At 61.5% G+C, this 20,194-nt stretch carries 26 protein-coding genes and 1 riboswitch; of the genes, 9 read left to right on the forward strand and 17 right to left on the reverse strand.

Features of this window, described 5'->3' with window-relative positions; genetic code table 11:
• Positions 1-10: 10 nt before the first annotated feature.
• The 5 genes from ACX2DJ_RS00220 to ACX2DJ_RS00240 all read right to left on the reverse strand — a co-directional run bounded on the left by ACX2DJ_RS00220 (position 11) and on the right by ACX2DJ_RS00240 (position 5,923).
• Complete coding sequence (locus tag ACX2DJ_RS00220) at positions 11-1,093, reverse strand: phosphotransferase family protein (protein WP_462570316.1); 1,083 nt, start codon at positions 1,091-1,093, stop codon at positions 11-13.
• Positions 1,093-2,181 (reverse strand): Zn-dependent alcohol dehydrogenase, encoded by a 1,089-nt coding sequence (locus ACX2DJ_RS00225; RefSeq protein WP_462570317.1) that lies wholly within the window; start codon positions 2,179-2,181, stop codon positions 1,093-1,095. The genes ACX2DJ_RS00220 and ACX2DJ_RS00225 overlap by 1 nt, the downstream gene beginning before the upstream one ends.
• A gap of 21 nt (positions 2,182-2,202) precedes the next feature.
• Positions 2,203-3,540: an acyl-CoA dehydrogenase family protein gene (locus tag ACX2DJ_RS00230; protein ID WP_462570319.1), complete on the reverse strand. Its 1,338-nt coding sequence runs from the start codon at positions 3,538-3,540 to the stop codon at positions 2,203-2,205.
• A 98-nt stretch (positions 3,541-3,638) separates the two neighbouring features.
• Positions 3,639-5,069, reverse strand: coding sequence for an MFS transporter (locus ACX2DJ_RS00235; RefSeq protein ID WP_462570321.1), 1,431 nt, complete (start codon positions 5,067-5,069; stop codon positions 3,639-3,641).
• On the reverse strand, positions 5,066-5,923 hold the full coding sequence (locus ACX2DJ_RS00240; protein WP_462570322.1) for an SDR family NAD(P)-dependent oxidoreductase: 858 nt from the start codon (positions 5,921-5,923) through the stop codon (positions 5,066-5,068). Before ACX2DJ_RS00240 ends, ACX2DJ_RS00235 begins: the two co-directional genes overlap by 4 nt.
• 173 nt (positions 5,924-6,096) lie before the next feature.
• Here ACX2DJ_RS00240 and ACX2DJ_RS00245 point away from each other — a divergent pair, with 173 nt between their 5' ends.
• The 4 genes from ACX2DJ_RS00245 (at position 6,097) to ACX2DJ_RS00260 (ending at position 9,986) form a co-directional block, all read left to right on the forward strand.
• The gene (locus ACX2DJ_RS00245) at positions 6,097-7,287 is read left to right on the forward strand and encodes an acyl-CoA dehydrogenase family protein (RefSeq protein ID WP_462570323.1); all 1,191 of its coding nucleotides are present in this window, start codon (positions 6,097-6,099) and stop codon (positions 7,285-7,287) included.
• Positions 7,288-7,290: 3 nt separating this feature from the next.
• Positions 7,291-8,430 (forward strand): acyl-CoA dehydrogenase family protein, encoded by a 1,140-nt coding sequence (locus ACX2DJ_RS00250; protein WP_462570325.1) that lies wholly within the window; start codon positions 7,291-7,293, stop codon positions 8,428-8,430.
• A 14-nt stretch (positions 8,431-8,444) separates the two neighbouring features.
• A complete protein-coding gene (locus ACX2DJ_RS00255) occupies positions 8,445-9,251 on the forward strand; it encodes an SDR family NAD(P)-dependent oxidoreductase (RefSeq protein ID WP_462570326.1) in 807 nt (268 codons plus the stop codon).
• Positions 9,252-9,341: 90 nt separating this feature from the next.
• Positions 9,342-9,986, forward strand: a complete 645-nt coding sequence (locus ACX2DJ_RS00260; RefSeq protein WP_462570327.1) for a hypothetical protein — start codon at positions 9,342-9,344, stop codon at positions 9,984-9,986.
• A gap of 14 nt (positions 9,987-10,000) precedes the next feature.
• Here ACX2DJ_RS00260 and ACX2DJ_RS00265 read toward each other — a convergent pair whose 3' ends face one another.
• The gene (locus ACX2DJ_RS00265; RefSeq protein WP_462570328.1) at positions 10,001-10,345 is read right to left on the reverse strand and encodes an HPF/RaiA family ribosome-associated protein; all 345 of its coding nucleotides are present in this window, start codon (positions 10,343-10,345) and stop codon (positions 10,001-10,003) included.
• Between the two features lie 278 nt (positions 10,346-10,623).
• Here ACX2DJ_RS00265 and ACX2DJ_RS00270 point away from each other — a divergent pair, with 278 nt between their 5' ends.
• Positions 10,624-11,082, forward strand: a complete 459-nt coding sequence (locus ACX2DJ_RS00270) for a YaiI/YqxD family protein (RefSeq protein WP_462570329.1) — start codon at positions 10,624-10,626, stop codon at positions 11,080-11,082.
• A 24-nt stretch (positions 11,083-11,106) separates the two neighbouring features.
• Here the strand turns inward: ACX2DJ_RS00270 and ACX2DJ_RS00275 are convergent, their stop codons facing one another.
• From ACX2DJ_RS00275 to ACX2DJ_RS00285, 3 genes are all read right to left on the reverse strand, one after another.
• Positions 11,107-11,298: a hypothetical protein gene (locus tag ACX2DJ_RS00275; protein ID WP_462570330.1), complete on the reverse strand. Its 192-nt coding sequence runs from the start codon at positions 11,296-11,298 to the stop codon at positions 11,107-11,109.
• The gene (locus tag ACX2DJ_RS00280; protein ID WP_462570331.1) at positions 11,295-11,501 is read right to left on the reverse strand and encodes a hypothetical protein; all 207 of its coding nucleotides are present in this window, start codon (positions 11,499-11,501) and stop codon (positions 11,295-11,297) included. Before ACX2DJ_RS00280 ends, ACX2DJ_RS00275 begins: the two co-directional genes overlap by 4 nt.
• Before the next feature lie 88 nt (positions 11,502-11,589).
• A complete protein-coding gene (locus ACX2DJ_RS00285; protein WP_462570332.1) occupies positions 11,590-11,832 on the reverse strand; it encodes a cold-shock protein in 243 nt (80 codons plus the stop codon).
• A gap of 262 nt (positions 11,833-12,094) precedes the next feature.
• Here ACX2DJ_RS00285 and ACX2DJ_RS00290 point away from each other — a divergent pair, with 262 nt between their 5' ends.
• On the forward strand, positions 12,095-12,229 hold the full coding sequence (locus ACX2DJ_RS00290; protein WP_462570333.1) for a hypothetical protein: 135 nt from the start codon (positions 12,095-12,097) through the stop codon (positions 12,227-12,229).
• A gap of 99 nt (positions 12,230-12,328) precedes the next feature.
• Entirely contained in the window at positions 12,329-12,754 is a 426-nt protein-coding gene (locus ACX2DJ_RS00295; protein WP_462570334.1) for a hypothetical protein, read from the forward strand.
• A gap of 90 nt (positions 12,755-12,844) precedes the next feature.
• Here ACX2DJ_RS00295 and ACX2DJ_RS00300 read toward each other — a convergent pair whose 3' ends face one another.
• A complete protein-coding gene (locus tag ACX2DJ_RS00300; RefSeq protein ID WP_462570335.1) occupies positions 12,845-13,210 on the reverse strand; it encodes a hypothetical protein in 366 nt (121 codons plus the stop codon).
• Between the two features lie 393 nt (positions 13,211-13,603).
• On the opposite strand from ACX2DJ_RS00300, the gene ACX2DJ_RS00305 reads away from it, so the two are divergent.
• Entirely contained in the window at positions 13,604-14,161 is a 558-nt protein-coding gene (locus ACX2DJ_RS00305) for a DUF2726 domain-containing protein (RefSeq protein WP_462572511.1), read from the forward strand.
• On the opposite strand, the gene ACX2DJ_RS00310 is transcribed toward ACX2DJ_RS00305, so the two are convergent.
• The 6 genes from ACX2DJ_RS00310 to ACX2DJ_RS00335 form a co-directional block, all read right to left on the reverse strand.
• A complete protein-coding gene (locus ACX2DJ_RS00310) occupies positions 14,158-14,547 on the reverse strand; it encodes a type II toxin-antitoxin system death-on-curing family toxin (protein WP_462570336.1) in 390 nt (129 codons plus the stop codon). The two genes, ACX2DJ_RS00305 and ACX2DJ_RS00310, sit on opposite strands and share 4 nt — an antisense overlap.
• A gap of 2 nt (positions 14,548-14,549) precedes the next feature.
• Entirely contained in the window at positions 14,550-14,777 is a 228-nt protein-coding gene (locus ACX2DJ_RS00315; protein WP_462572512.1) for an AbrB/MazE/SpoVT family DNA-binding domain-containing protein, read from the reverse strand.
• A 184-nt stretch (positions 14,778-14,961) separates the two neighbouring features.
• Positions 14,962-15,480 (reverse strand): hypothetical protein, encoded by a 519-nt coding sequence (locus tag ACX2DJ_RS00320; RefSeq protein WP_462570337.1) that lies wholly within the window; start codon positions 15,478-15,480, stop codon positions 14,962-14,964.
• Positions 15,481-15,528: 48 nt separating this feature from the next.
• Entirely contained in the window at positions 15,529-17,442 is a 1,914-nt protein-coding gene (thiC, locus tag ACX2DJ_RS00325; protein ID WP_462570338.1) for a phosphomethylpyrimidine synthase ThiC, read from the reverse strand.
• A gap of 37 nt (positions 17,443-17,479) precedes the next feature.
• Positions 17,480-17,591: riboswitch (TPP riboswitch) on the reverse strand.
• 61 nt (positions 17,592-17,652) lie between these two features.
• A complete protein-coding gene (locus ACX2DJ_RS00330) occupies positions 17,653-18,282 on the reverse strand; it encodes a hypothetical protein (RefSeq protein ID WP_462570339.1) in 630 nt (209 codons plus the stop codon).
• 145 nt (positions 18,283-18,427) lie between these two features.
• A complete protein-coding gene (locus ACX2DJ_RS00335; RefSeq protein ID WP_462570340.1) occupies positions 18,428-18,871 on the reverse strand; it encodes a MarR family winged helix-turn-helix transcriptional regulator in 444 nt (147 codons plus the stop codon).
• A 69-nt stretch (positions 18,872-18,940) separates the two neighbouring features.
• Between ACX2DJ_RS00335 and ACX2DJ_RS00340 the strand changes: the two genes are divergently transcribed.
• Positions 18,941-19,756, forward strand: a complete 816-nt coding sequence (locus ACX2DJ_RS00340; protein ID WP_462570341.1) for an amidohydrolase family protein — start codon at positions 18,941-18,943, stop codon at positions 19,754-19,756.
• A gap of 32 nt (positions 19,757-19,788) precedes the next feature.
• Here ACX2DJ_RS00340 and ACX2DJ_RS00345 read toward each other — a convergent pair whose 3' ends face one another.
• Positions 19,789-20,190 (reverse strand): hypothetical protein, encoded by a 402-nt coding sequence (locus ACX2DJ_RS00345; RefSeq protein ID WP_462570342.1) that lies wholly within the window; start codon positions 20,188-20,190, stop codon positions 19,789-19,791.
• Between the last annotated feature and the right edge of the window lie 4 nt (positions 20,191-20,194).

Here is a 20,194-nt window from a genome sequence, read left to right on the forward strand (position 1 = left end):
ATTGCCGGGTTTATTCAGGCATGCCCGCTGCCAGCGCGAACTCGTATGCGCGCTCGATCAGCGGGGTCACCCGTTCGCTCATTTGCCTGGCATGGGCAGATGAGGCGGTGCCATCGATCACGCGTTTCTTGATCCCTTGCATGATCCCGGCCAGCCGGAACAGATTGTAGGCGAAATACCAGTCCATCGGCGGCACAGGGTAGCCGGTGCGCGCCACATAACGTTCGACCGCCTCATCCTGCGAGGGGATGCCGAGTTCGTCGAGATCGAGGCCCAGCAGGCCCGCACGGCCATCGGCCGGGTTGTGCCAGTTGAGCATGAGATAGCTGAAATCGGCGATCGGATCGCCCAGCGTCGATAGCTCCCAGTCGAGCACCGCAATGACGCGGTTCTCTGTCTTGTGGAAGATCACATTGTCGAGCCGGTAATCGCCATGCACGACGCTGGAATTGTGCTGCGGCGGAATGGTTTCGGGCAACCATTCGATCAGCCGTTCCATCTTGGGTTGATGCTCGGTTTCGGAAAGCTTGTATTGCTTGGTCCAGCGGTTGATCTGGCGCGCGCAATAATCGGTCGGTTTGCCGTAATCGCCAAGACCGATCGCCTCAGGGTCCTTGAGGTGAAGGTCGGCAATGGTGTCGATCAGCGAATGGTAGATCTCGCGGCGATCGTCCCGCGTGCAACTCGGCAGCGCACCGTTCCAGAGGCTTCGTCCATCGGCCATGCTCATCACGAAGAACTTGGAGCCGATCACATCCGGATCCTCGCACAGGCCGAAGGTGCGCGGCACCGGGAAACCCGTGGGATAAAGCCCGGTCATTGCCGCGTATTCGCGGTCTACGGCGTGAGCGGACGGCAGCAGCTTGCCGAACGGCTGGCGTCGCAACACGTAAGATGCTCCCGGCGTGTCGATCCGGTAGGTCGGGTTGGATTGCCCGCCCTTGAACTTGGTGTAACTCATCGGCCCTGCAAAGCCATCGACATTGGCTTCGAACCAAGCGGTCAAACGCTCAAGATCAAGCTGATCCTGCTCCGGCACCTCGATGGTACCGACCATTTCCTTGTCAAAATCAATTGGCTGCTCGTCGGCCATCAGTCGAACACCACCACGCTACGCGCCGAATGGCCGCCCTTCATCTTTTCAAATCCTTCGTTGATGCGTTCCAGCGGAATTCGTTCAGCGATAATCGTGTCGAGGTCGAGCAGCCCGCGCAGATAGAAATCGACCAGGCGAGGAAGATCAACCGGGAAATGGTTCATCCCCATGATCGCGCCCTGCAGTTTCTTGCCCGAAAGCAGGTCAAGCGCGCCAAGGCCCACCTTGCAGTCGAGCGGCATCATGCCGAGGATCGTGGCCGTGCCACCACGCCGCAGGCTCGCCACCGATAGATCCGCAGAGGCCTGCCGTCCGACGGCTTCGATGGCATGGTGCACCCCGCCCTTCGAGATCGCGATGATTTGCTGCGCCGCATCGCTGGCCATGGCATCGACGGTGTGGGTTGCACCCAGCACCATGGCAAGTTCGCGCTTTTCCGGCATTGGATCGACTGCAATGACCTGCCCTGCCCCGGCGATCTTGGCGGCATTGATTGCTGCAAGGCCGACGCCGCCACAACCGATTACCGCCACGCTTTCACCCGGAACCACCGAACAGGCATTGAAGATCGTGCCCGCACCAGTCGTCACCGCGCAGCCGAGAATGGCGGCGCGATCCAGCGGCATATCCTTGTCGATTGAAACGCAGGCGTGCTCGTGGATCAGCATCTGTTCGCTGAAGGCCGAGAGGTTGAGCATCTGGTTGACGGGTGAGCCATCGGCGCGGGTAATGCGCGGTGCCCCATCGGCGCTGCGCCGCGTATCCGCGCCCAGGCACAATGCCATGCGCCCGGTCACGCAGAACTCGCAGTGACCGCAAAATGCGGAAAGGCAGGAAACGACATGGTCGCCCGGCTTCACCGTTTTCACTTCGCTGCCCACCGCACGCACCACGCCCGCCGCCTCATGGCCGGGAATGGCCGGAAGCGGGTGCGGATAAGTGCCTTCGATAAAGTGCAGGTCCGAATGGCACAGGCCGCAGGCCTTGGTGTCAATCAGCACTTCATGCGGCCCCGGATCGGCGATCTTGACTTCGCCGATGACCAGGCCCTGTCGGGGCGCTTCGAGAATGGCTGCCTTTGTCAAAGTCTCTCTCCCTGCCTGGCCTTAGCGCGCTACGCCCATGTCACCCGAGCTGAGGCGATCGTCGCCACCCATGCTCGGCCCCTTGCCATCGCGCAGGGCGTTGGCGGTTGGCCCTGGCTGGGGCATATGCTTGGCGAATTCCATCCGCGCGATCGAACGCGAGTGGACCTCGTCCGGGCCATCAGCCAGGCGCAGGGTGCGCTGGTGGGCATAGGCATTGGCAAGGCCATAGTCGTCCGACACGCCGCCGCCGCCATGGGCCTGGATTGCATCGTCGATGATCTTCAATGCCATGTTCGGGGCCTGCACCTTGATCATGGCGATTTCCTGCTTGGCGCTCTTGTTGCCGACCTTGTCCATCATGTCGGCAGCCTTGAGGCAGAGCAGGCGAGTCATGTCGATATCGATGCGTGCGCGGGCGACCCGCTCTTCCCACACCGAATGCTTGTAGATCGGCTTGCCGAACGCCTCGCGTTCCTGCAGGCGGCGGCACATCTTGGCGAGTGCTTCCTCTGCCACGCCGATAGTGCGCATGCAGTGATGGATGCGGCCCGGGCCAAGCCGGCCCTGCGCGATCTCGAAGCCGCGCCCTTCGCCCAGCAGCATGTTGGTGACCGGCACCCGCACGTCCTTCAGCTCGACTTCCATGTGCCCATGCGGCGCATCGTCATAGCCGAACACCGGCAAATGGCGCAGGATGTTCACGCCCGGAGTGTCGATCGGCATCAGCAGCATCGATTGCGCGGCATGGCGGCCGGCGCTGAAATCGGTCTTGCCCATCACGATCGCGATCTTGCAGCGCGGATCGCCGAGGCCGGACGACCACCACTTGCGGCCGTTGATTACATATTCGTCACCATCACGCTCGATCCGGGTTTCGATATTGGTCGCGTCGGATGAAGCGGTGAAGGGTTCGGTCATGAGGAAGGCCGAACGGATTTCGCCGTTCATGATCGGCCCCAGCCATTCTTCCTTCTGTTCGCGCGTGCCATAGCGGTGGAACACTTCCATGTTGCCGGTGTCGGGCGCGGAGCAGTTGAACACTTCGCTGGCAAACCCGATACGGCCCATTTCCTCGGCACAAAGGGCATATTCAAGGTTGGTCAGGCCCGGGCCTTCGAATTCGAAAGTATCATCGACGTGGTGGTGGCTGTCATTGCGCGGCGGCATGAACAGGTTCCAGATGCCGTCGGCCTTCGCTTTGGCCTTGAGCTCCTCCAGCACCGGGATCACCTTCCAGCGATCGCCTTCTGCATCCTGCGCCTTGTAGGTCGGAACTGCGGGGCGCACGTGGCTTTCAATGAAGTCGCGCACCCGGTCGCGCCAATATTGCTGCCGTTCGGTGGGTTCGAAATCCATGGGTGCGTTCTCCTGTGTGTCAGATGATTCAGTGATCGAATCTTGTGGTTGATCGTGGCACGCCCTCGGGACCGCGCCAAGCTCTCATTTATGGCGGCTCATGGCATCAGGGCATGGGCATCGGGGTCTGCACGCGCAGCCGAATCCAGTGCGGCAAGCCTGGCCTCGTGATCCTCTCTGGCAATCGGGAAACGTGCCAACCAGAAGGCCGATATCAGCCCGGCGATAGTAACCACCAAGCAGTATTGTACAATCAGGCTATCGATAATGGGGTCCGCGACCGCACCCGGTTGTGCGTTGCTTGGCAGGCCGGAAAGCGAAACGATCAGCCCGGCCGCCAGAATTCCCAGTCCGGTCGCACATTTCTGCATAAACCAGTTGCCCGAGTAGAATGACCCTTCGGCGCGCCGTCCAGTCTTCTCCTCGAAGGCCTCGACGATTTCGGCGACCATCGACGATGCGGACACCATCACCATCACGCCAAAGGTGTTACTGACCAGCACGAATGCGAACAGCAAAGCGGTGGAAATATCGCTGCCGACTTCCGGCCAAAGCCCCAGCAAGCGCAGCCCGTAGGGGGTTAGCCAGGAGGCCATTGAAAGCATCGTGGTGACAGTGGCGACTTTTGCCTTGCCGAAGCGGCGGTGCAATCCGCTGAGCGTGAGGAATACAATTACCACGCTGGCGAACAGGATGAAGGGATAGATCGCCAGGGCGGATTCGTCGAATTCCCAGACGAAATAATAGAGATAGTTCGACAGGGCGAAGGTCATCCCCTGGCTGACATAGGCTGCCACGGCGCCGGCCGAGAGGATCAGGAAGGCGCGCTCGGCAAAGGCCTCCTTGATCTCGGCAAATGCGCTGCGCCATGAAAACGGGGGCGGTCGGCTGTCCGGGTAATGCGCCACGCGGCTGTGCTGCCCAGCTGCGGAAACCAGCGTCGTGATGACGATCATGACAGCGCCTGCCGCGCCGTAAACCACATAGCCGTCACGGTTGAGCAGTCCGTCGCGCAGGAACACATTGTAGGCCAGGAACAGGATCGCCAGCCCGCCGGTCCAGCCGAACAGATAGCGATAGCGAAACAGCGTTGTGCGCTCGTCATAGTCGCGCGTCAGCTCTGGCACGAGCGCGACCGACGGCACTTCGCAGGCTGACAGCAACAGCCGGATCAAGATTGCCATGCCGAGCAGGAGCCAGAAACTGGGCGGTCCGTCGACCGGCGGGGACCATAGAAAATACCAGGCAATGCCCAGCGGGATAGGTGCGATGTAAAGCCACGGCAGGCGCCGTCCCCAACGCGTGTAGGTCCGGTCGGACAGATTGCCCAGCAAGGGATCAACGAAGGCATCGACCAGCAAGGCGGTGACCAGCGCGACGCTGACCAGCCACGCCTCCATCCCCAGGACCAGATTGTAGAAGGTGAGCAGGAATACGGAAAAACCGTTGTCCTTGACCCCGAAGGCGACCGAGCCGAACCCGTTGGCCAGCTTGATCCGCATGGGGAGTGGTTGGGCTGCCTTGTTCATACCGCGCCGTTCTGCCGGGCCTGCTCTTCCATGCTTTCGAGCGGGTCATAGACGCCCGGTTCCTCCGGGTCCCAGCTGTAGCGCGGGCCGAGCGTCAAACCGCCGTCAACCAGAAGCGAGGTGCCGTTCAGGAAGCTCCCTGCCTCGCTGGCGAGATAGGCGCATGCCTCGGCAATGTCGCGCGCCTCGCCGCTGCGCGCAACCGGCTGCGCGTTCGAACTCATCTGCCGCAACGCATCCTTGGCCAGTACTTTCTGCTCCTCAGACACTTCGAGATTGCGGGTGAAGATATTGGTCATGATGAAACCGGGCTGGATCGCGTTCACGCGAATCCCGAATTGCGCCAGATCGGCAGCGGCCATCTTGGTCAGGTGAAGCACGCCCGCCTTGGCCACCGAATAGGCGGTTGGGGCATAGCCCGGCCCAACTGCAGCAACGCTGGATACGTTGACGATCGAGGAACCCGGCCGCCCCTTCATATGCGGCACGGCATAGCGGATGCCCATTGCGACTGAGCGCAACAGCAGGTCCATGGTGCTGTCCCATTCGTCGGGCTCGATCTCGTTGATCGGCGGACGGGCCCCGCCTGCGCCAGCATTGTTGAACAGTACGTCGATCCCGCCAGTCTCGGCGGCGGCATCATCCATCAGCGCCTTGATCTCCGCAGGTTTGCACACATCACAGCGCCTGAAGCGCACGTCACCTTGAGCTGCATCTGCCACCCGCTGCCCGTTCGCTTCATCGATGTCGCTGGCGATCACGATAGCGCCTTCCCGCGCGAAAAGCCTGGCCGCTTCCTCGCCAATGCCCGAGGCCGCGCCGGTAATCACCACGGTCTTGTTAGAGAATCGCATGCCACATCTCTCCCATTTCATTTTGAAACCAGCTTAGGCGCGGGCAAGCGCGCGTCAACGGCTCGCTTGCTGACGCTACGGCATGGCTGGCTATCATAAGTGTGCTTGCGACCCCGACCCGAATCACCCTAACGTAAGCGTCAACCAATAGAGGTGAGAGGAGAGTCGGCCCCATGTCTGAAACCCCCGATCTGGAAGCTTTCCGCGCGGAAACCCGCGCCTGGCTTGAAGCGAATTGCCCCCCTGAAATGCGCCAGCCCGTGCGCGGCGATGAGGACATTTTCTGGGGCGGCCGGGGCGCCACTTTCAAGTGCGATGCGCAAAAGGCATGGTTCGAGGCCTGCCGTGACAAGGGCTATACCGTACCGGCCTGGCCCAAGGCATACGGCGGAGCCGGGCTCAATGCTGCCGAAGCCAAAATTCTGCGCGAGGAAATGAACCGCATCAATGCGCGTCCGCCGCTCTCCAGCTTCGGCATATGGATGCTTGGCCCGGCGCTGCTTCACTTCGGCACCGAAGGTCAGAAGCAGCGTTTCCTGAACGAAATCGCCCGCGGCGAAATCCGCTGGTGCCAGGGCTATTCCGAGCCCGGCAGCGGGTCAGACCTCGTCTCGATGCAGACCTTCGGCGAGGATAAGGGCGACCATTGGGTCGTTAACGGCCAGAAGATATGGACCTCCTATGCCGACAAGGCTGACTGGATTTTCTGCCTCGTCCGCACCGACAAGGAGAACAAGTATCAGGGTATCACCTTCATGCTGTTCGATATGGCAAGCCAGGGTGTCACCACCAAACCGATCCTGCTGATCAGCGGCAATAGCCCGTTCTGCGAAACCTTCTTTGACGATGTCAGCGTGCCCAAGAGCTATGGCGAGGATTGCCCCGGCTACGTGGGCGAAATCAACCGCGGCTGGGACGTGGCGAAATATCTGCTCGGACACGAGCGCGAGATGATCTCGGGCGCGGGCGGCGATGATCGCAGCGCTGCGATTGGCGCGGCGATGAAGCGTCATGCGGGTGAGCTCGATCCGATGCTGCGGGCAGAGCTGGCAATGTTCGATGTCGACGCCCTGGCCTATACTTGCATGGGCGAGAAGTTTCTTGACGAGATCAAGGTCGGCAAGGCGCATCCGGCGCAGCCTAACATGATGAAATATGCCGGGACCGAGCTCAACAAGCGCCGCCACGAACTGATGATGAGCGCGGGCGGATCGCGCAGCCTTGAATGGGACAGCGAGGAAACGGGTGGCGGGAAGCCTTCACGCAACTGGCTGAGAACCAAGGCCAATTCGATCGAGGGCGGCACCAGCGAAGTCATGCTGAACGTCATTTCCAAACGCATTCTTGACCTTCCGGGAGCCTGAGCCATGCCGCTTTATCATGACGAAGATCAGGCGATGCTGGCCGAAACCGCCAGCCAGTTCATGGCCGAGGAAGGCGCGATTCCCAAGCAGCTGCGTCACTGGCGCGACAAGGCCTGCAAGGACGGCTTCGGCCACGAATTGTGGAAGCAGATGGCCGAGCTCGGCTTCACCGGAATTCTCGTTGGCGAGGAGGATGGCGGGCTGGGCATGGGCCATGTCGAAGCCGGCATCGTGCTGGAAGAAATCGGCCGCAATCTCACTCCGTCGCCTTTCCTGACCAGCTCCGTTCTGGCGGCAACCGCACTCAGCGAAGCGAGCGCGGATCTGCGCGGGCGTTACCTGCCCGGACTTATCTCTGGCGATAGCGTGTTTGCCGTCGCGATCGACGAGGGCGCCAAGCACCGGCCAGAGCGGGTTGCCTGCAAGGCGGAAAAATCGGGCAACGGTTTCAAGCTGTCGGGCAAGAAGGACTTCGTGATCCACGGGGCGAGCGCCGACATGATCGTGGTCGCCGCGCGCACATCGGGCAGCGATGCTGACGCCGATGGCATTACCCTGTTCGCGGTTCCCAGGGACGCGGCAGGCATGAGCCATGATGCCGTGCGGCTGGTCGACAGCTCGATGGCGACGCACACCACATTCGACAATGTCGATCTCGATGGCGATGCCGTGATCGGCGAAGTCGACGGCGGACGCGCGGTACTCGATAAGCTGCTGATGGCGGGCCGCGTTGGCGCGGCAGCCGAAGGTGTTGGCGTTGCTCGCGGCGCGATGGACATGACCATCGATTATCTCAAGCAACGCAAGCAATTCGGCAGGCTGATCGGCGAATTCCAGGCGTTGCAGCACCGCGCTGCGCATCTCTATTCCGAAGTCGAGATCGCGCGGGCCGCGGTGATCAAGGCGCAGCAATTGCTCGATGCGGGCAGCGAGCGGGCCGATCTGATGGCGTCGGTTGCCAAGGCCAAGGTGGCCAAGGCGGCCGGCCTGGCGGTGCGTGAAGGCGTGCAGATGCACGGCGGCATCGGCATGACCGACGAATATGACATCGGCCTGTACATGAAGCGCGACCGCGCGCTGCAGGAATTCCTGGGCGATGCCTATTACCACGCCAATCGCGTAGCGGAACTGAGCGGATACTGAAAAGGACACAAGACATGGATCTGAAATCGCTTTTTGGCCTTGATGGCCGCATCGCCCTGGTCACGGGCGGATCGCGCGGGATCGGCAAGATGATCGTCGAAGGCCTGCTCGCGGCAGGCTGTGCGCGGGTCTATATCGTCGCGCGCAAGAAAGAGCAGGTTGACGCGACTTCTGCGGAACTGGGCGACAAGGTGATCGGCCTGGTCGGCGACCTGTCGCAAATGGACGGGATCCAGCAGCTCGCCGACGAAATCGCCGCGCGCGAGGACAAGCTCGACATACTTGTCAACAATGCCGGTGCGGCATGGGGTGAACCCTTCGATGACTTCAGCGAGGCAGGCTGGCACCGCACGGTCGATCTCAATCTCAAGACACCGTTCTTCCTGACCCAGAAGCTGCACGGGCTGCTCAAGGCGGCGGCCACGCCCGAGCGACCGGCGAAGGTGCTGATGATCGCCTCGATCGACGGGATGAAGACCAACCCCTGGCCGACCTATCCCTATCAGGCGTCGAAGGCCGGGCTGATCCACCTCACCCGGCGCATGGCGGCAGAGCTCGCCAGGGAGAACATCATCGTCAACGGCATCGGCCCTGGGGCTTTTCCGTCGGATATGAACCGCGCCGCGCGCGACAACGCCGATCTGGTGGAGAAGGGCATTCCTTCGGGCCGCATCGGTGTGACCGAGGATATGGCCGCTGGCGCAATCTACCTCCTCAGCCGCGCGGGCGATTATGTGGTGGGCACCACCATCCCGATCGACGGCGGCGTGGTCAATGCCAATATCGGCGCAGGCAATTTCGTTGACCCATCGGGCCAATAGGCTGGCCGGTCCGATCGGCACGTAACAATTCCCTCCGTTCCGGCGAACCAGCCCCTGGTGCCCGGCACCATGTAGCATGGGGGATTGATCATGGTGTGTCGTAAATCACTGGCTTTTGCCGCCTGCCTTGCATTGCTGGCGTCGGCGGCGCCCGCATTGAGCCAGGACAATGCGCCAGCGCAAGACAGCGGCCCGCTCGATGACTTTTCGGACCTGGCATCCGACCAGAGCGAAGAGACAGCGCCCCAGGCCCCGGCTGACATCGAGCCCGCGCGGCGCGCGGCGCTGGATCGGATCGCCGAGGTGATCGAAGCGCTCGATCCCGATGCGCAGCGCCAGGCCAACAACTGGCAATTTGCGATCGATGAGGTGCAGATCCTGGTGGTGACCGATCCGGTCAACGATCGCATGCGCATTCTCACCCCCGTCTCGCTGGCCGAAGCCCTGCCCGAAGAGGCACTGCTGCGCCTGCTCCAGGCCAATTTCGATACCGCGCTCGATGCCCGCTATGCCGTGGCGCAAGAGCTGGTGTGGGGCACCTTCATTCACCCGCTCGAATCGCTCACCACGCGCGAGTTCGCTTCTGGTGTGTTGCAGACCAAATCGCTGGCCGACACGTTCGGCACCACTTTCTCCAGCGGGCTGCTGAGTTATGGCGGCGGCGACAGTTCGGCCATTATCGAGCAGCAGGTCGAAGATCTGCTCGATCAGCTCGAGCAAAGCAACAAGATCTAGACTACCCCAGCGCGCTACATCACCTTGTCGGGCGAGGGATCGTGCTTGTGCCGTTCAGCCTTGCCAAAATGCCGCTCAAGCCGCTGGGCCAGCGTGCCCGCAGCCTGCCGCGCTGCAGTGTCGACATCGGCAGCATGTGCAGTAACGCCGATCGGCTTGCTGCCGCGCGGGCGCGCCTCGATGGTGCACGCCTTGTCATCCCCCCCGCCCTTGCGCCCGTTCTCGTCGCTGACATGGACTTCGAGCCGGGTCAGGCGATCCTCGAACCGCTCTAGACGGTGGCGAACCGACGCCTCGATCCTTTCGGCGACATTTTCTGTGCCCATCACGCTGGAATCGGAATTGAACTGGAACTGCATGGGGGATGCTCCTCTCTTATCGTTTCTTCCTTGATTCAAGATGGGGATTGGCGCCGCCAAATCCAGCGAAATCGGACGCGGCGCAGCCAGATAACCCTACAGGATGGAACACATGGAACACGCTCCAAAGGAAAGAAAAGCCACGTGGCCAAACGCGCATGGAAAGGGCGCGGATAATGGGAGCACGTTGCGAACATTCCATGCCGCAGGTTAGGCCAGATTCCGCGCGCGTAGGAAAGCTTGGGTATCGGCCCCCACAAGGCTAAAGCCCTACTGCCATGCCCGCGCCTGTCACCATTCTCGTCGACGCCGATGCCTGTCCGGTAAAGGAAGAAATCTACCGCGTGGCCACTCGCCACAGGGTGGAAGTGCGGATCGTCAGCAACAGCCCGTTCCGGATTCCTGATAACGAGCGGGTCAAACGCGTGGTGGTGGATGGCAGCTTCGATGCTGCGGACAACTGGATCGCCGAACAGGCCGACGCGCGCAGTGTGGTGATCACCGCCGATATCCTGCTGGCCGAACGGTGCCTGAAGGCGGGCGCAAAGGTGCTTGCGCACAACGGCAAACCGTTCGACGCCGCCAGCATTGGCGGCGCGATTGCGACGCGCGCGATCATGGAAGATTTGCGCGCCGGAATGGATGGTGCCGGTGGCGGTCCGCCGCCGTTCAGCAAAGCCGACCGGTCACGATTCCTGCAGGAACTGGACAAGGTGCTGGTAAAGTTGGGCCGCTGATGGAAATGGTTGTTCGAAATCCGTTCAGCCAGCTATTGATTGCGCCTGGCGGTTTCGTTCGGATATCGCGTGGGACAGATCGGTATAGCGGTACGGCCCGACCGTGTATTCACGGACAAGCTTCGTGGTGATTCCTTCCGGCAGGGCACCCGCAAAGGCGCTCAACGCGCCTCCCTCGTCTTCCCAATCAGCGATGCTGGCGGCCTTGATGGTCATGGGGCAAGTTCCGATCGCGGCGTTTCGCCATCGAGAAAGGGGATGCTGGTATCGGGAACGCCGTTAGCCATACGGTGTTCGCGGATACGCTCCGCATAGCTTGCAATAATGTCAAACTGCGTCTGGCGCTCTCCCGCCTCAACTGCCTCGCTCGCCCGCATGGCGGCGACCTGGTGGGCATGAAGCAGTTCGTTAAGGTCCATGATGCTGGCTCCGGTGGTGGCGCATGAAGGAGGATTCACAGCGCAAGCCGGGGACACTGGTCACAGCGGCCCCGGCCAGCGTTGAACATTAGGCCTGCGGCGAGCTGGCCTGTTCCTTCTGACCCTGCTCCATCTGGAGGCTCACAGCATGCCTTGCGCCGCCATCGACCTGCTTGGTTTCATAACCATAGCGCTGATCGATCTTGGGTTCCTGGCCCTGCTGCTGCAGGTCGGACTTGTTGAACGGCAGTGCATCGCCGCCCTTTTCAGGGGTAATCAGGCCCGCACCCTTGCCGCTGTCATATGATTTGATCTTGCCAAAATAGGCCATGATAAAGTTCCTTTTGTCACATGCAGGCGGCCAAAAACGGCCGTTTGTGCACGGTGCTAAGAGGCGGAAAATAAAGAAGGTAATACATTTCAGTATTAAAAACCGTCGTTCACGACTGGTAGCACTTTAATATATAATCATTTATTTCTGATTTTCAACCAATTACTATTTATTATTTCTTTTCGTCTAAGTTTTGTTTGGACACAATTCTACACTGCATATATAGATCGAATGGGGCATTCCGCCCTGATTGGAAAACGTGATGGCCAAGGGTCAACGCAAGAAAAGCCGAGAAATCCGAAAACCCAAAGCGGACAAGGGGCCTAAGCAGAATGCCAGCCAGCCCAGCCTGAAACCCGGCGGGATCAAGGGCCTGGAAAATATGAAGAACGGTTAGGTTCGGCACCCAGATCGCCGATTGACCTGCTTCGTGCGGCGGATAAGGTGCCGCCTTCAATCGCGCGCGTAGTCGCGCCCAACCGAAAGCGGTCGCACCATGAATGATAGCACCACCCTCGCCCCCACCCTCGCTGAGGCGATGATGCAGCAGCCACTGTGGCTGCAGGCATGGATCGGCCTGTTGGTGGCCGTCAATCTGGCGGCGGTGTTTTTCGTCGCCCGCCGTGGCGATAGCGGCGCGTGGAAGATCTGCTGGCCCGCGCTGGCCATTCTGGGTGCCTTTTTCGGCGCGGCGATGCTGATGAACTGGCTCTACGATCAATATGGCTATGTCCGCCTGCTGGGCCTGGCGCATCTGGTGTTCTGGACCCCGGTCTATGGCTGGATCCTGATGAAGCGCAGGGAAATCGCCGATCCGGCATCGACCTTCGGCAAATATCTGATCGCCTATCTGGTGGTGGACGGCATTTCGCTGGCAGTCGATGCGCTCGACGTGGTGCGATACGTCACCGGCACCGCGTAGCTGTGCGGGGCGCAGCCCTGCAAGATGGAACACATGGAACACGGTCCAAAGGTAAATAGCGGCATTGTGTAACTCTAGGGTCTGTGGGTGTCATTCCGTGCGCATCCTGTGTGACCTTGGCGGGGTAAAGCGTGACGCATGGCGGGCCGAAGTGTCATCGTGGCGGGCGGGAGGTGTCACCTCGCGGGCGAGCACCGGCCCCTTGTCGAGCAAAGGATGCACCGGCCTGCGTCCACCCGCGCCCGACTGGGCCAATTGCTGCTGCCGCGCCGCTTCCATCGCGGTCAGCCACAGCGCGGCGAACTTTGGCGCCCGCGCGCGCAGGCGATAGGCGGCCTGGCGCGACATGCCCACCGCGCGAGCGGCGGGCGCGACCTTGCCGGTGCGGGCAAGCGCCTTGAGGAACATCGCGGCCTTCTCGCCGGTCCAGCGGGTGTTGTTGGGGCGATTGGTCATCCGTGAGGGTTACACGGAGACCTGCCATGTAGGAAATGCCCCGGTCGCTTCAGCGACCGCAAGGCCGGCCGGCCGTCCGAGCCTATGCGAGGAAAGCCAAGTGAGCGGATGCGAACGCCGGCGCTTGAGGCCAAAAAACAAAACGCTCATCGGTGAGGATAAGCCATGGATGGGGGCGTGTAGGAAAGCCTATCCTGCCGGTCGGCAAGTCGGACCTGGTCCGGGGACCAGCATTCCAGGGCTGAACTCATAGAACGGGTGCATGTCCAAGCAATGCCAATTCCAATTTAAGCTTGTTCTAATCAAATGATGTAATAGCCTGGCAAAATGGAGTTTCTTCAAGATCATCCATTTGCATTTGTAATCGTCCTTATCATGGGCGCGGTTATTGGAATGGCCGTGGAGCGATTCGTAGAAACGCAGGATCGCGAGAAGCGCAAGGCCTATTGGCGGGGCCGAAAGGCTTCGAACGGCGGCCTGACTCTGAAGAAACTAAGAGCGCAAGAGAAAGCCGCGAAATACGGCTTCCCTTTGGCCACTGATCAGCTTCAAACCGTCATGAACGCCGCTTTCACGCAGCGCGCCTTGCTCAACCGGCCCGAAGCAAAGGTGTTCGTGGCGCTCGACCAGGCGGTGATCGCGCGCAATCCGAAATGGCAGGTGATGGCGCAGGTTTCACTGGGTGAATTCCTCGCCAGCCCAGACAAGGACGCCTACCTCGCAGTCAACTCAAAGCGCGTCGATTTCGCGCTGATGGATGAGCATTGCTGCGTGCGCCACGCGCTTGAGTATCAGGGCAACGGCCATCATCAGGGCACCGCCGCCGCGCGCGATGCAGTGAAGAAGGAAGCCCTGCGCAAGGCCGGGATCGGCTATCACGAGATAGTAGCGGGGCACACGACCCCAAGCGAACTGCGGGCGCTGGTGGAGAAGCTGGTTCCGGGGGGTTAACATGCGTCGAGGTGCTGGCGAAACCAATCAGCCAATTCATCCTCGCTCAGCTCACCGGCGGCGAGGGCAACAAATGCAACCACAACTTCGGCATCATTGGCTTCCAGAGAATAGCCATTGAGCGCCAAGAAAGTTTCGCTGACTACTGCCGCAGTCCGCTTGTTCCCATCGACGAATGGATGGTTACGGGCAATTCCGAAGGCGTAGGCGGCAGCTAGCGCCGCAATGTCCGGTTCGCCGTAATCCGCCAGATTGCGCGGTCGCGCCATGGCGCTTTCGAGCGCACCCGAGTCACGTGTCCCTTCACCCCCGCCGTGCTCAGCCAGTTGTTCGGCATGTGCAGCTATGGCAGCTTCCGTGGCGACCCAACGCCAACTCTGAGCCATGACTACTTCGCCAGCTCACGCAGCGCGCGCTTACGCCGGGCCATCACCTCGCGTGCAGCGACCATCTGCTCCTCGAAATCGGGATCGCCGCCATGAATCTCGATACCCTTGGGCGTCATCACGACCGAGACGGTATCACCCACCGCGCGCCCGAGATGGGCGAGCAGGTCCTTGGGCAAGACAATTCCGGCAGAATTGCCGATCTTGGTAATCTTGAGCGGCTTGTTCATACAGGCGTTATAACGGAAGGTGGCGAGAGGAGCAAGCGTGGCGACTTGTACGCCGCTCGCATTCATTGTGACTCGCCTTCACATACAAATCCCCGCCGTCGCGGTATTTCTCCGCCATCTCTGCCATGCCCTTCAGCGGCAGCATCGGCCCCGCCCTGCATGCTGGCGATGGAGCATTCCATCTCTAGCCGCAGGCGGCGATGAAGGCGCGGGCAAGCTCTGGTGGCGGTGCCGGGTGCGGGCCGCTGTTCTGCGCGCCATAGTTGACCGAGATCGGCCCGCCGATCAGCGCACCAAGATTGCCCGGCACTGCGCCGGTGCCGCTCACGCCGCCGCGCTGGCTGTCACCGCGCGTATCGGCGACCAGTGCCTCGACGTTCCCGCCGCTGCCAAAGCTCAGCCGCTCCTCGCTGCCGATCGGGCGGAGAGCCGGGACGTTGACGAGAATCTCGCCTTTGCGGGCGGGACAGAACAGCCTGATCACCGCATCGCCCGTGGCCGGGAACAGCAGCACCGTGCCTTCATCGCTCGCGGCGAGATCCCAGGCGGCGGGTTGTTCCGGGGGCAATGGCTGGTCCGCCTGCGGTGGAGCGGGCGTGGTGGTGGCAGAACCGCCATCTGCGGCGGGATCAGCTTCGCTGGATGGCTGCGAATCGCAGGCCGCCAGCAGGGCGATTGGCACAAGGATGAGAATTTGCTTCATATGGTCGATGTCCCTTTGGCGGGCGCGGGGTGAACGGATGGGGGAAGGTTAGTCCCCCGCTTTCACATACAGATCCCCGCCGTCGCGGTATTTCTCCGCCATCTCCGCCATTCCCTTAAGCGCGGCCTCGCGGCTCGCAGCGGCGGCTTCGGCCCCGCTCTGCATGCTGGCGATGAAGCCGTCCGCGCCCTGGTTCTGCCGCGAAGCAAAATCGCGCACGTCCTGGCTGATCTTCATGCTGCAGAATTTCGGCCCGCACATGCTGCAGAAATGCGCCGTCTTGGCGCCTTCTGCCGGCAGGGTCTGGTCATGATATTGCTCGGCGGTATCCGGGTCCAATGACAGGTTGAACTGGTCGCGCCAGCGGAATTCGAAGCGCGCTTTGCTCAGCGCATCGTCGCGCAGCTTGGCCGCCGGGTGGCCTTTCGCAAGGTCGGCGGCGTGGGCGGCGAGCTTGTAGGTGATGACGCCCACCTTCACATCGTCCCGGTCAGGCAGGCCGAGGTGTTCCTTGGGCGTGACGTAGCAGAGCATGGCGGTGCCGTACCAGCCGATCTGCGCCGCGCCGATGCCGCTGGTGATATGGTCATATCCCGGCGCGATATCAGTGACGAGCGGGCCAAGCGTGTAGAAGGGCGCCTCGCCGCACACCTCCAGCTGCTTGTCCATATTCTCCTTGATCTTGTTCATCGGCACATGGCCTGGCCCCTCGATCATCACCTGCACATCCTGTTTCCAGGCGCGGTGGGTGAGCTCGCCCAGCGTGTAGAGCTCGGCAAACTGCGCCTCGTCATTGGCATCGGCAATGGAGCCGGGGCGCAGGCCGTCACCCAGCGAATAGGCGATGTCGTATTGCTTCATGATCTCCGTGATCTCGTCGAAATGCTCGTAGAGGAAGCTTTCCTTGTGATGCGCCAGGCACCATTTCGCCATGATCGAGCCGCCACGGCTGACGATGCCGGTCACGCGCTTGGCCGCGAGCGGCACATAGGGCAGGCGCACGCCCGCATGGATGGTGAAATAGTCGACGCCCTGCTCGGCCTGCTCGATCAGCGTGTCACGAAAGATCTCCCAGGTCAGCTCCTCGGCCACGCCGCCAACCTTTTCCAGCGCCTGATAGATCGGCACGGTGCCGATCGGCACCGGCGAATTGCGCACGATCCATTCGCGCGTGTCATGGATGTTGCGCCCGGTGCTGAGGTCCATCACCGTGTCCGCGCCCCAGCGTGTGGACCACACCATCTTGTCAACTTCGGCCGCAACGTCGCTCGCCACCGCCGAATTGCCGATATTGGCGTTGATCTTGACCAGGAAATTGCGCCCGATCGCCATCGGCTCTGACTCGGGGTGGTTGATGTTGGAGGGGATGATCGCCCTGCCCCGCGCCACCTCGTCGCGCACGAATTCGGGCGTGATGAGATCGGGGATCTGCGCGCCCCAGCTTTGCGCGCCTTCACGGTTGGCGGCGATCAGTTCCTTCGCCGTTTCGCGCCCCAGATTCTCGCGCTCGGCGACATATTCCATTTCAGGCGTGATGATGCCGCGGCGGGCATAGTGCATCTGGCTGACGTTGGCCCCGGCTTTGGCGCGCAGCGGGCGCTTCACCACATTGGGGAACGGGGGCACGCCGCCCGAACGGTCTGGGCCCGAACCCCCTTTGGGCTGGCCGTTGTCCTCCGGCTTGACCTCGCGCCCGTCATATTGCTCGACATCGCCGCGCGCCATGATCCATTCGCGGCGCAGCGCGGGCAGGCCGGCCTGGATGTCGATGGTTGCTGCGGGATCGGTATAGGGGCCGGAGGTGTCATAGACCCGCAGGCTGGGCTCATCGCCCTCAAGGTCGATCTCGCGCATGGCAACCCGGATGCCGCTGCCGGTACGCGCGCCCACATGGACCTTGCGGCTGCCGCGGATCGGCCCGGTGGTAACGCCTATTTCGAGCTTGCTGTTGATGTCGGCCATGTGAAAACTCTCCTCACAGCGGGAGAGTGGTGGCGGGAATGCGCGCGCCATCCACTCCCTCCGCCGATGCTAATCGGTTCAGGTTCGACGGGTCGTGCGGAGCATACCCACACCTCTCAGCCAGACTGCTGGCTCCCCGGGGATAGGCGTGGTCTAGGCGTTTTGCCTGACCGGGTCCATAGGCGCATGCACCTTTTCAGCCGACCTGCGTCAGCGCCAAGGCGGGGGCGGATTCGCAATCGGACGGGTGGCGTCGAACTCCACCCGGAACAATCGTGCGTTGGGTGGCTGGCGGCTCAGCTGGTAGGCGAAAATCGCACCGTGTTCACCTGCGGGGTCGATCTCGACCCGCCAGACATTGGTGACTGAGCGGTCAAGCCCGTTGGCGCGGAACATCGCCACGCTTTCCGCATCAACCGCGAAGTCCTGCGCCCGCGAGGTGCCGCCGCCAGCCGCGCTGTCTCCGCCATACATCGTCACCGCATCGTGGCTGCCATCCTCATGCCGGTGATCGTGCTTGAGCCTGAGGCCAGAGGCGGTGCGAGTGACCAGCCATGTGCGCGAGCGATCCCAGCTGCCATCGGCACGCTGGATATGGAACGGGATGGCGATTCGCGCGGCGCTGCATTCGCGCAGCTCCATCACCATGGCGGCGCCGCGCATTTCGGCATCGGCTTCCTCGTCAGACACCAGCCGCCCGGCATAGGCCTTGCCGCAATGGCTGGACAGTGCTTGCCAGAAACGAGCCTGCGGATCAGCCTCGGGCATCGTCTGGCAGGCAGCAAGCGGCAGGGCGAGAGTGGTCAGGGCCATGGCAACTAGCCTGGATTTGCGTGTCATTGCCCCACGCTGCCAGCACAGCCGCAGCAGCGCAATAACTGGCACGCTTTACCCGGCCAGGTTTGTGTTGCCATTTGATCGCTAAACGAAGCGCAGCATCCCGCGCTCACTCAGCTGTGAACGGGGCGATCTGGAGAGAAATCAATTATGATTGATCTGCATGGTCAGACAGGAGGTTCAGCAAGCGGGCAAGCTCGGCAATCTCATGCGGGCTCAGCCTGGCCTCAATCGCCCGATTTACCTCGCCAAATGCTGCACGGGCTTGTTTGAGCGCATTGGTCCCTGCCGTCGTGATCAACAGATCCCATCTGCGCACATCGTCTGCCGCACGCTGCCTCTCTACATAGCCCAGCGCCATCAGCCGCCTGACCATAGCTGTCATCGCGGATTCATTCTGCTCCAGGATTCTGGCGACCTCACGCTGCGAGACAGGCGCCCTCTGGCCGATGATCATCAGCGCGGCGGCCTGTGCCGTCGTAATTTCACCTTCAGCCAGCAACGCATAATCAGCGCGCTTTTTCAGCGAATGCGCGGCGCGTTGCAGGTTGAAAAAAATGCGGCTTTCTGCGGCCGTGCCTTGCTTGCTCATTTTCCTTGCCCCAATTCCCGAGTGCAAATATACTTCACTAGTAAACTATATTCAATGAGGATTCGAAACATGGGCGCGATTGACGTTTGGGCACAAATCACGACCGAGCGGATGGCGGCACAACCATGGCTGGCACCGCTGCTTCGCTGGACCGGCCAGGACAGTGATCGTATCCTTCCGACAGTTGCATCAACAGTAGATGCCATGGATGCGGCAGGCGTCGATGTTTCGATCCTTTCAGCATGGTATGGCCCCAATGGCTCACTGATCAGCAATGAGGAAGTTTCCGAACAGATCGACACCGCGCCAGACAGGCTGCGCGGCCTTGCCAGTGTAAATTTGAACAGGCCAATGGAGGCTGTGCGCGAAATCCGCAAATGGGTGGATGGCAAGCGTTTTGTCGGGGTGCGCGTGGTGCCATGGCTGTGGGAACTCACCCCCGACGATCGGCGATATTACCCCATCTATGCCGCATGCGTGGATGCTGGCGTGCCTTTCTGCACCCAAATTGGCCATACCGGCCCGCTGCTGACATCAGAAACCGGGCGGCCACTGCCTTATCTCGAGCGTGTGATGCTTGATTTCCCGGAACTGGTGGTTGTTGGCGGCCACGTCGGCTTCCCGTGGATCGACCAATTGCTGACCATGACGATCAAATTCCCCAATTTCCATGTCGATACATCGGCCTATGCGGTGCACCGCCTGCCACCTGCCTTTGTCGAGTATATGAAGGGGCCGGGGCGCAGCCGGGTGATGTTCGGTACCAATTGGCCGATGCTATCGCCTGCGCGCTGCCTTGATAAGCTCGACGAACTGGGCCTCGATGACGAGAACCGTGAGGCATTCCTCTCCGGCAATGCCCGCCGCGTATTCAAACTTGGCTAAGGTCAGGTCTCCAGTGCGCGGCAGACCTTACTTCACACGAAGCGCAGCATCCCCGCGCCCGCCAGCGCCGCGCCTATCACCAGCGTCGCGATGGGCCAGCCGCGGCGCATCGCCGCCAGATTCTTGAGCCAGGTCTGGAAATAGAGGTCGGAAATCGCCATCACCACCAGCGCCTCGGCCATCATCAGCCCGCCGATAGCCTTCATCAGCATCGATAGCAGGTCAGCCGAATCCCATGGATTGATGAGATAGATCGCCGCGCCGATGAACAGTTCGGCAAAGCCGCACAGCAATTGCAGCGCGGGCGATTCCTCGATTTCGAGCACCATCTGCGCCCATTTGCCCGGCGTTCTCAGCGCGCCAACCGCAACTGCAATCGCAAAGACGCCAAGCAGCGTGGAGCTCCACGCGACCGGATCGAAGGTGCTGTCCATCGCC

The sequence above is a fragment of the Altererythrobacter chaiwopuensis genome (assembly GCF_054957755.1).